Source organism: Pseudomonas mandelii (assembly GCF_900106065.1).
GTDB classification, from domain to species: domain Bacteria; phylum Pseudomonadota; class Gammaproteobacteria; order Pseudomonadales; family Pseudomonadaceae; genus Aquipseudomonas; species Aquipseudomonas mandelii.
In genome coordinates this window covers 292,449-307,047 of the sequence record NZ_LT629796.1, presented here as the reverse complement: position 1 = coordinate 307,047, position 14,599 = coordinate 292,449, and the positions used below count along the sequence as shown (strand labels likewise).

At 60.7% G+C, this 14,599-nt stretch carries 11 protein-coding genes; 7 read left to right on the top strand and 4 right to left on the bottom strand.

Translation table 11 applies throughout. The annotated features are described in order from the left end of the window. Positions 1–154: 154 nt before the first annotated feature. From BLU63_RS01295 to BLU63_RS01280, 4 genes are all read right to left on the bottom strand, one after another. Complete coding sequence (locus tag BLU63_RS01295; RefSeq protein ID WP_007899713.1) at positions 155–895, bottom strand: YciK family oxidoreductase; 741 nt, start codon at positions 893–895, stop codon at positions 155–157. 187 nt (positions 896–1,082) lie between these two features. Next, complete coding sequence (mupP, locus tag BLU63_RS01290; RefSeq protein ID WP_077747960.1) at positions 1,083–1,754, bottom strand: N-acetylmuramic acid 6-phosphate phosphatase MupP; 672 nt, start codon at positions 1,752–1,754, stop codon at positions 1,083–1,085. Between the two features lie 4 nt (positions 1,755–1,758). Then, a complete protein-coding gene (ubiG, locus tag BLU63_RS01285) occupies positions 1,759–2,457 on the bottom strand; it encodes a bifunctional 2-polyprenyl-6-hydroxyphenol methylase/3-demethylubiquinol 3-O-methyltransferase UbiG (protein ID WP_010461694.1) in 699 nt (232 codons plus the stop codon). A gap of 59 nt (positions 2,458–2,516) precedes the next feature. Then, entirely contained in the window at positions 2,517–3,851 is a 1,335-nt protein-coding gene (locus BLU63_RS01280) for a TRZ/ATZ family hydrolase (protein ID WP_077747958.1), read from the bottom strand. A 108-nt stretch (positions 3,852–3,959) separates the two neighbouring features. Here BLU63_RS01280 and mtnA point away from each other — a divergent pair, with 108 nt between their 5' ends. The 7 genes from mtnA to cmk all read left to right on the top strand — a co-directional run bounded on the left by mtnA (position 3,960) and on the right by cmk (position 14,592). After that, positions 3,960–5,036, top strand: coding sequence for an S-methyl-5-thioribose-1-phosphate isomerase (gene mtnA / locus BLU63_RS01275; protein ID WP_010461692.1), 1,077 nt, complete (start codon positions 3,960–3,962; stop codon positions 5,034–5,036). A 425-nt stretch (positions 5,037–5,461) separates the two neighbouring features. Further along, positions 5,462–8,116 (top strand): DNA gyrase subunit A, encoded by a 2,655-nt coding sequence (gyrA, locus tag BLU63_RS01270; RefSeq protein ID WP_077747957.1) that lies wholly within the window; start codon positions 5,462–5,464, stop codon positions 8,114–8,116. A gap of 251 nt (positions 8,117–8,367) precedes the next feature. Beyond that, positions 8,368–9,453: a 3-phosphoserine/phosphohydroxythreonine transaminase gene (gene serC, locus BLU63_RS01265; protein WP_010461687.1), complete on the top strand. Its 1,086-nt coding sequence runs from the start codon at positions 8,368–8,370 to the stop codon at positions 9,451–9,453. Beyond that, positions 9,453–10,547 (top strand): prephenate dehydratase, encoded by a 1,095-nt coding sequence (gene pheA / locus BLU63_RS01260; protein WP_010461684.1) that lies wholly within the window; start codon positions 9,453–9,455, stop codon positions 10,545–10,547. The genes serC and pheA overlap by 1 nt, the downstream gene beginning before the upstream one ends. Positions 10,548–10,557: 10 nt before the next feature. After that, the gene (gene hisC, locus BLU63_RS01255) at positions 10,558–11,670 is read left to right on the top strand and encodes a histidinol-phosphate transaminase (protein ID WP_083374730.1); all 1,113 of its coding nucleotides are present in this window, start codon (positions 10,558–10,560) and stop codon (positions 11,668–11,670) included. A 28-nt stretch (positions 11,671–11,698) separates the two neighbouring features. Beyond that, the gene (locus tag BLU63_RS01250; RefSeq protein ID WP_231990963.1) at positions 11,699–13,906 is read left to right on the top strand and encodes a bifunctional prephenate dehydrogenase/3-phosphoshikimate 1-carboxyvinyltransferase; all 2,208 of its coding nucleotides are present in this window, start codon (positions 11,699–11,701) and stop codon (positions 13,904–13,906) included. Then, positions 13,903–14,592, top strand: coding sequence for a (d)CMP kinase (cmk, locus tag BLU63_RS01245; RefSeq protein WP_010461679.1), 690 nt, complete (start codon positions 13,903–13,905; stop codon positions 14,590–14,592). The genes BLU63_RS01250 and cmk overlap by 4 nt, the downstream gene beginning before the upstream one ends. Positions 14,593–14,599 lie beyond the last annotated feature (7 nt).

Genomic DNA, 14,599 nt, shown 5'->3' with positions numbered 1-14,599 from the left:
GAATAAAAATCCTTGAAAATCAACAAGTTGAAGGATTTCTGAAGGGTTTCAGGCAGAAAGAGCGGCGGCGTATTGACTTAAACCACTGCACTTGCGGGGTGCTTTCAGGGCCGCGCCGGGAACCCGGCGCGGTACAAAAAGCGACGTGCGGTTGTTACTGTGCGTTGAAAGCCTGGCCGTTGATGCCAGTGCTGTCCGGACCCATCAAGTAAAGGTAGACCGGCATGATCTCCTCGGGCGTAGGGTTGTTCAGCGGATTTTCACCCGGGTATGCCTGGGCGCGCATGCTGGTACGGGTAGCGCCCGGGTTGATGCTGTTGGAGCGCACCGGCGCCACGGTGTCGACTTCGTCGGCCAGGGTTTGCATCAGGCCTTCGGTGGCAAACTTGGACACGCCATAAGCGCCCCAGTACGCGCGCCCCTTACGACCGACGCTGCTGGAGGTGAACACCACCGAAGCGTCCTGAGACAGCTTGAGCAGCGGCAGCAAGGTGCTGGTGAGCATGAACATGGCATTGACGTTGACGTGCATGACGCGCATGAAGTTCTCGCCGGACAGCTGCTCGATCGGCGTGCGCGGACCAATGATCGACGCGTTATGCAGCAAACCGTCGAGGTGGCCGAACTCTGTTTCGATCATCGCGGCCAGCTCATCGTATTGATGAGGCAACGCGGTTTCCAGGTTGAACGGTATCACCGCAGGCTGTGGATGCCCGGCGGCTTCGATTTCGTCATAGACCTGAGTCAGATTGGCTTCGGTCTTGCCCAGCAGCAGTACGGTTGCACCATGGGCTGCGTAGGTTTTCGCCGCCGCAGCGCCAATGCCGCGACCTGCGCCGGTAACCAGGATGACCCGGTCCTTGAGCAATTCAGGGCGGGCGGAATAATCAAACATAAGAAACCTCACAACAATTCAACACAAAGGCGGCACCGAACCTGTGGCGAGGGAGCTTGCTCGCGTTCGACTGCAAAGCAGTCGTAAATCACCAGATACGGTGTGCCTGACAGAATGCGTTTGTAGATAGAGGAGGCGCTTCGCGCCCCAGCGGGAGCAAGCTCCCGCGCCACAAAATCTGCGGTACTCAGCAGCTGCAAAGAGCGCTATCGAGCACCTTGCGTAACTCAAGCGGATGATCCACCACCACATCCGCCCCCCAATGCCGCGGGTTGTCGTCCGGGTGAATGTAGCCGTAGGTCACGGCAGCCGTTTTGGTGCCGGCATCGCGACCGGACTCGATGTCGCGCAGGTCATCGCCCACAAACAGCACGCTGGCCGGGTCCAGGTCGAGCATCTTGCACGCCAGGATCAACGGCTCAGGGTCCGGCTTGCTGTTCTTGACATGGTCCGGGCAGATCAGCAGTGCCGAGCGCTCGGCCAGGCCAAGCTGCTGCATGATCGGCTCGGCGAAGCGCAGCGGCTTGTTAGTGACCACGCCCCAGATCAGGTTGGCTTTCTCAATGTCGACCAGCAGTTCGCCCATGCCGTCGAAGAGTTTACTGTGAACCGCGCAACCGGCGAGGTAACGCTCCAGAAACTCCAGGCGTAATTCCTCGAAACCCGGTGATTCCGGGTCCATGGAGAAGGTCACGGCGACCATCGCCTTGGCCCCGCCGGAAATCTCGTCGCGGATGTGCTTGTCGTTCACCGGCGGCAAGCCGCGATCGGCGCGCATCGCCTGGCAGATGGCGATGAAGTCCGGCGCGGTGTCGAGCAGCGTGCCGTCCATGTCGAAAAGGACTGCTCTGATACGCATCGGCTTACTCCTCGCGCAGGGTCTGGATCATGTAGTTGACGTCCACATCGGCCGCCAGCTTGTAGTGCTTGGTCAGCGGGTTGTACGTCAGCCCGATGATGTCCTTGACGGTCAGGCCGGCCATGCGGCTCCAGGCACCCAGCTCGGAAGGGCGGATGAATTTCTTGAAGTCGTGAGTGCCTCGTGGCAGCAGCTTCATGATGTATTCGGCACCGATGATGGCGAACAGATACGCCTTCGGATTGCGGTTGATGGTGGAGAAGAACACCTGGCCGCCCGGTTTGACCATTTTGAAGCAGGCGCGGATCACCGAGGACGGATCCGGCACGTGCTCCAGCATTTCCAGGCAGGTGACCACGTCGAACTGCTCAGGCATTTCCTCGGCCAGCGCTTCGGCGGTGATCTGCCGGTACTCGACGCTCACGCCGGATTCCAGCTGATGCAATTGCGCGACCGCCAGCGGCGCTTCGCCCATGTCGATGCCCATGACGGTGGCGCCGCGCTGAGCCATGGCTTCGCTGAGGATGCCGCCACCGCAGCCCACATCGAGGACTTTCTTGCCGGCCAGGTTGACCCGTTCGTCAATCCAGTTGACCCGCAGCGGGTTGATGTCGTGCAGCGGTTTGAACTCGCTTTCGCGGTCCCACCAGCGATGGGCCAGGGCTTCGAATTTGGCGATTTCGGCGTAGTCGACGTTGCTCATGGTTTAAGTCCTCTAAAACTTGAAAAATCCTGTTGCCCCGGAAGTCAGTCCGGGGAGGCTTACTGTTCGGTGTGGCCGCTGATGCGTTGACCCCAGGCCTTGGCGGTGGCGCAGAGCTGCTCCTCGTCCAGGCGAGTCAGGCGACGGTCGTCGAGCAATTGTTTGCCGGCGACCCACAGATGTTTCACGCAGTCGCGGCCGGTGGCGTATATAAGCTGCGAAACCGGATCGTAGATCGGTTGCTGCGCCAGGCCCGAGAGGTCGAACGCGACGATGTCCGCGGCTTTGCCAACTTCCAGCGAACCGGTTTCAGTCTCGATCCCCAGCGCACGGGCGCCATTGAGGGTGGCCATGCGCAGTGCGCGATGGGCGTCCAGCGCAGTGGCCGAGCCAGCGACAGCCTTGGCCAACAGCGCGGCAGTGCGGGTTTCGCCGAGCAAGTCGAGGTCGTTGTTGCTGGCCGCGCCATCGGTACCGATGGCGACATTGACGCCAGCCTGCCAAAGACGCTCGACCGGGCAGAAGCCGCTCGCCAGCTTGAGATTGGACTCCGGGCAATGAATCACATTGGTGTTGCTTTCTACCAGCAGCACCAGGTCTTCATCGCTGATCTGGGTCATGTGCACGGCCTGGAAGCGCGGGCCGAGCAATCCCAGGCGGCCGAGTCGGGCCAGGGGGCGCTCGCCGCGCTGCTCGACCGATTGCTGCACTTCGAACGCGGTTTCATGGACGTGCATGTGAATCGAGGCGTCCAGTTCTTCGGCGATCACCCGGATTTTCTCCAGGTTTTCGTCGCCCACGGTGTAGGGCGCATGGGGGCCGAACGTGACTTTGATCCGCTCGTGGTGCTTGAGATCGCCGAACAATTCGACGCCCTGACGAATGGCCTCGTCCGCCGTGCTGGCCCCTGGAATCGGGAAATCGAGGATCGGAATGGCGATTTGTGCGCGTATGCCACTGTTATGGACACGTTCGCTGGCAACCTTCGGGAAGAAATACATGTCAGAGAAACAGGTGATGCCACCTTTGATCTGCTCGGCGATCGCCAGGTCGGTGCCATCGCGTACAAAATCTTCGTCGACCCACTTGGCTTCGGCGGGCCAGATGTGGTTTTCCAGCCAGGTCATCAGCGGCAGATCGTCCGCCAGGCCCCGGAACAGTGTCATCGCCGCATGCCCGTGGGCATTGATCAGGCCGGGGCTGAGCAACATGTCCGGCAACTCACGAACTTCGGTTGCGTTAAGCTTCAGCGCAGCCGCTCGTGGGCCGATAAACACGATGCGTCCATCGCGAATGCCCAGGCCGTGCTCTTTGAGGACAACACCAGCGGGTTCGACGGGTACCAGCCAGGTCGGCAGCAATAACAGGTCGAGCGCAGCGGCAGTGTTCGGCATCGAGGGTCGGTTCCAGTGCTTTTGTAAAGGATGGCGAAGTATACCCGAGCGTCTTCGCGGGGGGATCGCTATAATCGGCGGCTTTTGTTCATGAGTGCGGGGTGTGGGATGCGCGATCGACTGTTGGCTGCGGAGAAGGTGAAGGCCATCGATTGGCGTGATGGCGCCCTGTACCTGCTGGATCAGCGTATTTTGCCGTTCGAGGAAACGTGGATCGCCTGCACCAGCGCCGCAAGCGTGGCCGAGGCCATTCGCTCGATGGTGGTGCGCGGCGCGCCGGCCATTGGCATCAGTGCGGCCTATGCGATGGTGCTGTCGGCCCGCGCTCGCATAGCTGAGGGTGGTGACTGGCAGGCCGAGTGGGAAGAGGATTACGCATTGCTGGCTGATTCCCGTCCAACGGCGGTGAATCTGTTCTGGGCCTTGGGGCGCATGCGTGACCGCCTGGATCGTCTCAAGGGCGATGCGGATCCTCTCGCGGCGCTGGAGGCGGAAGCCATCGCCATTCATGAAAGCGATCGCGAAGCCAACCTGACCATGGCGCAATTGGGTGTGGACCTGATCCGCAAGCACCAGGGCAACGCGCAGGCGATCCTGACCCACTGCAATACCGGCGCACTGGCCACCGGCGGTTTCGGCACCGCGTTGGGGGTGATTCGCGGGGCCTTTATCGAAGGCATGGTCGAGCGCGTCTACGCCGACGAAACCCGCCCATGGTTGCAAGGTTCGCGATTGACCGCCTGGGAATTGGCCAATGAAGGCATTCCTGTGACCGTCAACGCCGACTCCGCCGCCGCGCACATCATGAAAACCAAGGGTGTGACCTGGGTGATTGTCGGCGCAGACCGGATCACCGCCAATGGCGATGTGGCCAACAAGATCGGCACGTATCAGCTGGCAGTCAACGCCATGCACCACGGCGTGCGCTTCATGGTGGTGGCGCCGAGTTCGACCATCGACATGAACCTGGCCAGCGGCGACGAGATTCCTATCGAAGAACGCGATGGTCGCGAATTGCTGGAAGTCGGCGGAAAGCGGGTCGGGGCGGAGGTTGATGCGTTCAACCCTGTGTTCGACGTGACCCCGGCGGACCTGATCGATGCGATCGTCACCGAGAAAGGCATCGTCGAGCGCCCGGACACGGCGAAAATGGCGCTGTTGATGTGCCGCAAGCGTCTGCATTGAGAGCGTCCGGCGCCTTGTAAATCGACATCGACAGCAGGCTGGCTCCCACAGGTTTTTTGATCGACACCGATCCTGTGGGAGCCAGCCTGCTGGCGATGAGGCCCTAAAAGTCAACAAACATCCGTAAATCAGCTGCCAATTCTGCATTCGGAGCGGCTCTAAGCCTCTCTCGTCCCCTTTCAGCCTGCCACCAGTCAACTAACTACACTCCATGCGCGTCTGGGGGATAGGTGCGTGGCGGCTCTTGTGATAACATCCGGCGTTTTCCGAGGCAGTCCCGCGGGGTTGTCTTTACTGCGCAAATCCATGGTTCAACTTGTTGATTTGTCGTAAGTCGGTGCATGGCACTCAGCCTGCAGCGGCGAGCTTCGTTCGTCCCATATGGATGTGACGAAGTTTCACCAGAAAAAGGAATCGAGCTTCTCATGGGCGAACTGGCCAAAGAAATCCTCCCGGTCAATATCGAAGACGAGCTGAAGCAGTCCTACCTCGACTACGCGATGAGCGTAATCGTCGGGCGGGCCTTGCCGGATGCGCGCGATGGCTTGAAGCCCGTGCACCGGCGTGTGCTGTTCGCGATGAGCGAGCTGGGCAACGACTTCAACAAGCCGTACAAGAAATCTGCCCGTGTTGTCGGTGACGTGATCGGTAAGTATCACCCGCACGGTGATACCGCGGTGTACGACACCATCGTCCGCATGGCGCAGCCATTCTCGCTGCGCTACCTGCTGGTAGACGGGCAGGGCAACTTCGGTTCGGTGGACGGCGACAACGCCGCCGCCATGCGATACACCGAAGTGCGCATGACCAAGCTGGCGCACGAGCTGCTGGCTGACCTGCACAAAGAAACCGTGGACTGGGTGCCGAACTACGACGGCACCGAAATGATTCCGGCGGTCATGCCGACCCGTATTCCCAACCTGTTGGTCAACGGCTCCAGCGGTATCGCCGTGGGCATGGCGACCAACATCCCGCCGCACAACCTCGGTGAAGTCATCGACGGTTGCCTGGCGCTCATCGACAACCCTGAGTTGACCATCGATGAGCTGATGCAATACATCCCCGGTCCGGACTTCCCGACCGCCGCGATCATCAACGGTCGCGCCGGCATCATCGAAGCCTACCGCACCGGTCGTGGCCGCATTTACATGCGCGCCCGCTCGATCATTGAAGACATCGACAAGGTCGGTGGCCGTCAGCAGATCGTCATCACCGAACTCCCATACCAGCTGAACAAGGCCCGTCTGATCGAGAAGATCGCCGAGCTGGTAAAAGAGAAGAAGCTCGAAGGCATCACCGAACTGCGCGACGAGTCCGACAAGGACGGTATGCGCGTCGTGATCGAGCTGCGTCGTGGCGAAGTGCCTGAGGTGATCCTCAACAACCTCTACGCCCAGACCCAGCTGCAAGCCGTTTTCGGTATCAACATCGTCGCGCTGATCGACGGCCGTCCGCGGATCCTGAACCTCAAGGACCTGCTGGAAGCCTTCGTTCGTCACCGCCGCGAAGTCGTTACCCGTCGTACCGTGTTCGAACTGCGTAAAGCGCGCGAACGTGGCCACATCCTGGAAGGTCAAGCGGTTGCCCTGTCGAACATCGACCCGGTCATCGCCCTGATCAAGGCTTCGCCAACGCCGTCGGAAGCCAAGGAAGCGCTGATCAAGACTGCGTGGGAATCTTCCGCCGTGGTCGCGATGGTTGAACGTGCCGGTGCCGATTCGTGCCGTCCAGAGACCCTGGACCCGCAATACGGTCTGCGTGAAGGCAAGTACTTCCTGTCGCCGGAACAGGCGCAAGCCATTCTGGAGCTGCGTCTGCACCGTCTGACCGGCCTGGAACACGAAAAGCTGCTGGCCGAGTATCAAGAGATCCTCAACCAGATCGGCGAGCTGATCCGCATCCTCAGCAGCGCCACGCGCCTGATGGAAGTGATCCGCGAAGAGCTGGAAGTGATTCGCGCCGAATACGGCGACGTGCGCCGCACCGAGATTCTCGATGCCCGTCTCGACCTGACCCTGGGTGACATGATCCCGGAAGAAGAGCGCGTCGTGACCATTTCCCACGGTGGCTATGCCAAGACCCAGCCATTGGCTGCGTACCAGGCTCAGCGTCGTGGCGGTAAAGGCAAATCGGCTACCGGCGTGAAGGATGAGGACTACATCGCTCACCTGCTGGTCGCCAACAGCCACACCACGCTGCTGCTGTTCTCCAGCAAAGGTAAAGTGTACTGGCTGAAAACCTACGAAATCCCTGAAGCGTCCCGTGCGGCCCGTGGTCGTCCGTTGGTCAACCTGCTGCCGCTGGACAGTGATGAATACATCACCACCATGCTGCCGGTCGACGAATACACCGAAGGTCACTTCATCTTCATGGCCACTGCCAAAGGCACCGTGAAGAAGACCCCGCTCGAATCCTTCAGCCGTCAACGCAGCGTCGGTCTGATCGCGCTGGAGCTGGACGAAGGTGACGTACTGATTTCAGCTTCCATTACCGATGGCAGCCGCGAAGTCATGCTGTTCTCCGACGGCGGCAAGGTCACTCGCTTCAAGGAAACCGACGTTCGCGCCATGGGCCGTACCGCTCGCGGTGTCCGCGGCATGCGTCTGCCGGAAGGTCAGAAGCTGATTTCCATGCTGATTCCGGAAGAAGGCAGCCAGATCCTCACCGCTTCGGCCCGTGGTTTCGGCAAGCGCACGGCGATCACCGAGTTCCCTGAGTACAAACGTGGCGGTCAGGGCGTTATCGCCATGGTCAGCAACGACCGTAACGGCCGCTTGGTCGGTGCAGTCCAGGTGCTCGACGGCGAGGAAATCATGCTGATTTCCGACCAGGGCACCCTGGTGCGTACCCGCGTCGACGAAGTGTCCAGTCTGGGGCGTAACACCCAAGGCGTGACCCTGATCAAACTGGCCAGTGATGAAACGCTGGTCGGTCTGGAGCGGGTGCAGGAGCCGTCGGAAGTCGAAGGCGAAGAGCTGGAAGGTGAAGAGGGGGCGGTGTTCGACGGCGAGGTCGTGATCGACGACGTGGTTGAAGATCAGCAACTCGACGCCGCTGCTGACGAAGAGCCACAAGAGTAAGTGGACAAACAGGGGGCGGATGAAAATTCGCCCCCTTGTTGTTTGTCCGAACGGAAAATTTCGATATCAGTGGAGAACCCTTGTGGGAGCGAGCCTGCTCGCGAATGCAGGCGCCGCGGTACCTCTGAAACACCGTGGTGATGCATTCGCGAGCAGGCTCGCTCCCTCAGGTTTCTGCTTCGGCAGGGCCCTGTGTCGATTGATGTTGTGATTTATTGCGTGATTACCACCAAATCAGAGCGAGATTGGATGTGAGCAAGAGAGCCTATAACTTCTGTGCCGGTCCTGCGGCACTTCCCGAAGCTGTCCTGCAGCGCGCCCAGGGTGAACTCCTTGATTGGCACGGCAAGGGCCTGTCGGTCATGGAGATGAGCCATCGCAGTGATGAGTTCGTGTCCATCGCCACCAAGGCCGAGCAGGATCTGCGTGATCTGCTGAATATCCCCTCGAACTATAAAGTGCTGTTTCTGCAAGGTGGCGCCAGCCAGCAATTTGCTCAGATTCCTCTGAACCTGTTGCCGGAAAGCGGCACCGCCGACTATATCGACACCGGTATCTGGTCGCAGAAAGCCATCGAAGAAGCCTCGCGCTACGGTCGCGTCAACGTTGCCGCTACTGCCAAGCCTTATGACTATTTCGCCATTCCCGGTCAGAACGAGTGGAGCCTGTCGAAAGACGCGGCCTACGTTCACTACGCACCGAACGAAACCATTGGCGGCCTGGAATTCAGTTGGGTCCCGGAAACTGGCGACGTTCCGCTGGTGGCCGACATGTCTTCGGACATTCTCTCGCGCCCAATCGATGTTTCGCGCTTCGGCATGATCTACGCCGGCGCGCAGAAAAACATCGGCCCGAGCGGCATTGTCGTGAACATCATTCGCGAAGACCTGTTGGGTCATGCCCGTTCCCTGTGCCCGACCATGCTCAACTACAAGGTCGCGGCCGATAACGGCTCGATGTACAACACCCCGCCTACCCTGGCCTGGTATCTGTCCGGTCTGGTGTTCGAGTGGCTGAAAGAGCAGGGTGGTGTTGAAGCTATCGGCAAGCTCAACGAAGTGAAGCAGCGCACGCTGTACGACTTCATTGACGCCAGCGGCTTGTACAGCAACCCGATCAACAAGTCGGATCGCTCGTGGATGAATGTTCCGTTCCGCCTGGCTGACGACCGTCTCGACAAGCCATTCCTGGCCGGTGCCGACGAACGTGGCCTGTTGAACCTCAAGGGTCACCGTTCCGTGGGCGGCATGCGTGCCTCCATCTATAACGCCGTCGACATCGTTGCGGTCAACGCACTGATTTCGTACATGGCAGAGTTCGAGAAGGAACACGGCTAATGTCTGAGCAAGAACTCAAGGCACTGCGCGTTCGCATTGATGCCCTGGACGCCAAAGTCCTGGAGCTGATCAGTGAGCGTGCACGCTGCGCCCAGGAAGTTGCGCGAGTAAAGATGGCCTCGCTGGCCGAAGGCGAAGTGCCGGTGTTCTATCGTCCTGAGCGTGAAGCTCAGGTGCTCAAGCGCGTAATGGAGCGCAATCAGGGGCCGCTGGGCAACGAAGAGATGGCGCGTTTGTTCCGCGAAATCATGTCGTCGTGCCTGGCCCTCGAACAGCCGCTGAAAGTGGCGTACCTAGGCCCTGAAGGCACCTTCACTCAAGCCGCCGCCATGAAGCATTTCGGCCACGCGGTGATCAGCAAGCCGATGGCGGCGATCGACGAAGTGTTCCGCGAAGTGGCGGCCGGTGCGGTGAATTTTGGCGTGGTCCCGGTGGAAAACTCCACCGAAGGCGCGGTCAACCACACCCTCGACAGCTTCCTCGAACACGACATGGTCATCTGTGGCGAAGTCGAGCTGCGGATTCACCATCACCTGTTGGTGGGTGAAAACACCAAGACCGACAGCATCAGCCGCATCTACTCCCACGCCCAGTCCCTGGCCCAGTGCCGCAAGTGGCTGGACGCGCACTACCCGAATGTCGAGCGCGTGGCTGTGTCGAGTAATGCCGAAGCAGCCAAGCGGGTCAAGGGTGAGTGGAACTCGGCGGCGATTGCCGGCGACATGGCCGCCAGCTTGTACGGGCTGACCCGCCTGGCCGAGAAAATCGAGGATCGCCCGGACAACTCCACGCGCTTCCTGATGATCGGCAGCCAGGAAGTACCGCCGACCGGCGACGACAAGACGTCGATCATCGTCTCCATGAGCAACAAGCCCGGTGCGCTTCATGAGTTGCTGGTGCCGTTCCACGACAACGGTATCGACCTGACGCGAATCGAGACCCGTCCGTCGCGCAGCGGTAAATGGACCTACGTGTTCTTCATCGACTTCGTCGGCCACCACCGTGATCCGTTGATCAAAGGTGTACTGGAAAAGATCAGTCAGGAAGCAGTAGCACTCAAAGTGCTGGGTTCTTACCCGAAAGCAGTTCTCTAAGGGGTAGCAAATGAGTGGCAACTTCCTCGCTCTGGCGCAGCCGGGCGTGCAACAACTTTCGCCTTACGTTCCGGGCAAACCCGTGGACGAACTGGCGCGTGAGCTGAACATCGATCCAGCCAGAATCATCAAGCTGGCCAGCAATGAAAACCCGTTGGGCGCCAGTCCAAAGGCGCTGGCAGCCATTCGCGACGAACTGGCCGAGCTGACCCGCTATCCGGACGGCAACGGTTTTGCGCTCAAGACCCTGCTGGCCGAGCAGTGCCGCGTCGAGCTGAATCAGGTGACGCTGGGCAACGGTTCCAATGACATTCTGGAGCTGGTGGCGCGTGCGTACCTGGCGCCCGGCCTGAACGCGGTGTTCAGTGAGCATGCGTTTGCTGTTTACCCGATCGCCACGCAAGCCGTCGGCGCGACGGCCAAAGTGGTCCCGGCCAAAGACTGGGGGCATGACCTGCCGGCCATGCTGGCTGCGATCGATGCCGATACTCGTGTGGTATTCATCGCCAACCCGAACAACCCGACCGGGACCTGGTTCGGTGCCGAGGCACTGGATGAGTTCCTGCAGGACGTACCGGAGCATGTGCTGGTGGTGCTGGACGAGGCGTACATCGAATACGCCGAGGGCAGCGACTTGCCGGATGGCCTGGACTTCCTGGCGGCGTACCCGAATCTGCTGGTTTCGCGCACGTTCTCCAAGGCTTATGGCCTGGCGGCACTGCGGGTCGGTTATGGCTTGTCCACTGCGGTGGTTGCCGATGTGCTGAATCGCGTGCGTCAGCCGTTCAACGTTAACAGCCTGGCCCTGGCCGCTGCGTGCGCTGCACTGCAAGATGCCGATTACCTGGCTGAAAGCCGTCGCCTGAACGAAGCCGGCATGCAGCAACTGGAAACGGGGTTCCGTGAGCTGGGGCTGAGCTGGATTCCTTCCAAGGGCAACTTCGTCTGCGTCGATATGGGGCAGGTGGCTGCGCCGATCTTCCAGGGGTTGCTGCGCGAAGGCGTGATCGTGCGTCCGGTGGCCAACTACGGCATGCCGAACCACCTGCGCATCACCATCGGTTTGCCCGCGGAAAACAGCCGCTTCCTTGAGGCGCTGACCAAGGTTCTGGCTCGTGGTTGATGTCACTGCACTGCAACCTGCTGCCCCTATGATCGGTCGCCTGGTGGTGGTCGGCCTGGGGTTGATCGGCGGTTCGTTTGCCAAGGGGTTGCGCGAAAGTGGCCTGTGCCGCGAAGTGGTCGGGGTCGATCTCGACCCGCAGTCGCGCAAGCTCGCGGTTGAGTTGGGCGTGGTGGATCGCTGCGAAGAAGACCTGGCGATTGCTTGTCAGGGCGCGGATGTGATCCAGCTCGCCGTGCCGATCCTTGCCATGGAAAAAATGCTTGGCCGCTTGGCCGGCATGGATCTGGGGCAGGCGATTCTGACCGATGTTGGCAGCGCCAAAGGCAATGTGGTGCGTGCCGCGACCGAAGCGTTTGGCGGCATGCCGTCGCGTTTTGTGCCGGGCCATCCGATTGCCGGTTCCGAGCAGAGCGGGGTGGAAGCCTCCAATGCCGAGTTGTTCCGTCGCCATAAAGTGATTTTGACACCGCTGGATCAGACCGATCCGGCCGCGTTGGCAGTGGTCGACCGTTTGTGGCGTGAATTGGGCGCCGATGTCGAGCACATGCAGGTCGAGCGTCACGACGAAGTGTTGGCGGCAACCAGCCATTTGCCACACTTGCTGGCGTTCGGTCTGGTCGATTCACTGGCCAAACGCAATGAAAACCTTGAGATCTTCCGTTACGCTGCGGGCGGTTTTCGCGATTTCACAAGAATCGCGGGAAGCGACCCGGTCATGTGGCACGACATCTTCCTCGCCAACCGCGAAGCTGTCCTGCGCACACTTGATACATTTCGCAGCGACCTCGACGCCTTGCGCGACGCGGTCGATGCAGGGGATGGGCACCAATTGTTGGGCGTATTCACTCGCGCCCGGGTTGCCCGCGAACATTTCAGTAAAATCCTGGCCCGCCGGGCTTATGTGGACGCTATGAACTCCAACGACCTGATTTTCCTGGCTCAACCTGGTGGCCGCCTGACTGGGCGGATTCGTGTACCGGGCGATAAATCGATTTCCCACCGTTCGATCATGCTCGGCTCCCTGGCCGAAGGCGTCACCGAAGTCGAAGGCTTCCTCGAGGGCGAAGACGCCCTGGCGACCTTGCAAGCCTTCCGCGACATGGGCGTCGTGATCGAAGGTCCGCACCACGGTCGCGTGACCATTCACGGCGTCGGCCTGCATGGCTTGAAGCCTGCGCCGGGCCCGATCTATCTGGGCAACTCCGGCACCTCGATGCGTCTGCTGTCGGGCCTGCTGGCTGCGCAGGACTTCGATAGCACCCTGACCGGTGACGCCTCGCTGTCCAAGCGCCCGATGAATCGCGTGGCCAATCCGCTGCGTGAAATGGGTGCCGTGATCGAGACCGCCGCTGAGGGTCGTCCACCGATGACCATTCGTGGCGGCAACAAGCTCAAGGGTCTGACTTACACCATGCCGATGGCCAGCGCCCAGGTTAAATCCTGCCTGCTGCTAGCCGGCCTGTACGCCGAAGGCAAGACCACCGTCACCGAACCGGCTCCGACCCGCGACCACACCGAGCGCATGCTGCGCGGCTTCGGCTATCCGGTCACCGTTAACGGTGCGACCGCTTCGGTTGAGTCCGGCCACAAGCTGACCGCGACCCACATTGAAGTGCCGGGCGACATCTCGTCTTCCGCGTTCTTCCTGGTGGCGGCATCGATCGCCGAAGGTTCGGAGCTGGTGCTCGAGCACGTCGGCATCAACCCGACCCGCACCGGCGTGATCGACATTTTGCGTCTGATGGGCGCTGATATCACTCTGGAAAACCAGCGTGAAGTCGGCGGCGAGCCGGTGGCGGATCTGCGCGTACGGGCAGCTAAACTCAAGGGTATCGAGATTCCCGAAGCGCTGGTTCCACTGGCCATCGACGAATTCCCGGTGTTGTTCGTGGCCGCGGCCTGTGCCGAAGGGCGCACCGTGTTGCGTGGCGCCGAAGAGCTGCGAGTCAAGGAGTCGGACCGTATCCAGGTCATGGCGGATGGCTTGCTGGCGCTGGGCGTCAAATGCGAACCGACCCCGGACGGCATCATCATCGACGGCGGCCTGATCGGCGGCGGCGAAGTGCACGGTCACGGCGATCACCGGATTGCCATGGCGTTCAGCGTTGCTTCGCTGCGTGCCACCGCACCGATTCGCATCCATGACTGTGCCAACGTCGCAACCTCGTTCCCGAACTTCCTCGCGCTTTGTGCGCAGGTCGGCATTCGTGTTGCACAAGAGGCTCAGTCGTGAAAATCATCGCACCGGTCATCACCATCGATGGGCCAAGCGGCTCTGGCAAAGGCACGGTCGCCGGGATACTGGCCAAGCGTCTGGGCTGGAATTTGCTCGATTCCGGTGCGCTCTACCGTCTGTTGGCGTTCGCTGCGCATAACCACGGCGTTGACCTGACGAATGAAGAACTGCTGAAAAAGCTTGCCGCTCATCTGGATGTGCAGTTCATTGCGGCGACCGAAGGTCAACTGCAGCGCATCATTCTGGAGGGTGACGAAGTCAGCGATGTCATCCGTACGGAAAGCGTCGGCTCGGGTGCGTCCCAGGTGGCTGCATTGCCCGCGGTACGCGAGGCGCTGCTTCAGCGTCAGCGGGCGTTTCAGGAATCGCCGGGGTTGGTCGCCGATGGGCGCGACATGGGCACGGTGGTTTTTCCGGACGCGCCGCTGAAGATATTCCTCACTGCCAGTGCCGAGGAGCGTGCGCGCCGTCGATACTTGCAGTTGAAGGGCAAAGTCGATGGTGTTAGTCTGTCGAGTCTGCTAGATGAGATCCGTGCACGCGATGAGCGTGACACCCAGCGAGCGGTAGCCCCGCTCAAGCCGGCGGCTGACGCCATACAGCTGGATTCCACGGAGTTATCCATCGATCAGGTGCTGGAACGCATCATGAGCGAGATCGCCATTCGCGATATCGCCGGGTGACCAAGAA

What these genes read in the sequence shown, in the direction of transcription:
- mtnA (WP_010461692.1), top strand. Translation starts at nt 3,960, where the DNA reads ATGCGCGATCGACTGTTGGCTGCGGAGAAGGTGAAGGCCATCGATTGG.
- pheA (WP_010461684.1), top strand. Translation starts at nt 9,453, where the DNA reads ATGTCTGAGCAAGAACTCAAGGCACTGCGCGTTCGCATTGATGCCCTG.
- BLU63_RS01280 (WP_077747958.1), bottom strand. Translation starts at nt 3,851, where the DNA reads ATGCCGAACACTGCCGCTGCGCTCGACCTGTTATTGCTGCCGACCTGG.
- BLU63_RS01250 (WP_231990963.1), top strand. Translation starts at nt 11,699, where the DNA reads ATGATCGGTCGCCTGGTGGTGGTCGGCCTGGGGTTGATCGGCGGTTCG.
- mupP (WP_077747960.1), bottom strand. Translation starts at nt 1,754, where the DNA reads ATGCGTATCAGAGCAGTCCTTTTCGACATGGACGGCACGCTGCTCGAC.
- gyrA (WP_077747957.1), top strand. Translation starts at nt 5,462, where the DNA reads ATGGGCGAACTGGCCAAAGAAATCCTCCCGGTCAATATCGAAGACGAG.
- ubiG (WP_010461694.1), bottom strand. Translation starts at nt 2,457, where the DNA reads ATGAGCAACGTCGACTACGCCGAAATCGCCAAATTCGAAGCCCTGGCC.
- BLU63_RS01295 (WP_007899713.1), bottom strand. Translation starts at nt 895, where the DNA reads ATGTTTGATTATTCCGCCCGCCCTGAATTGCTCAAGGACCGGGTCATC.
- hisC (WP_083374730.1), top strand. Translation starts at nt 10,558, where the DNA reads ATGAGTGGCAACTTCCTCGCTCTGGCGCAGCCGGGCGTGCAACAACTT.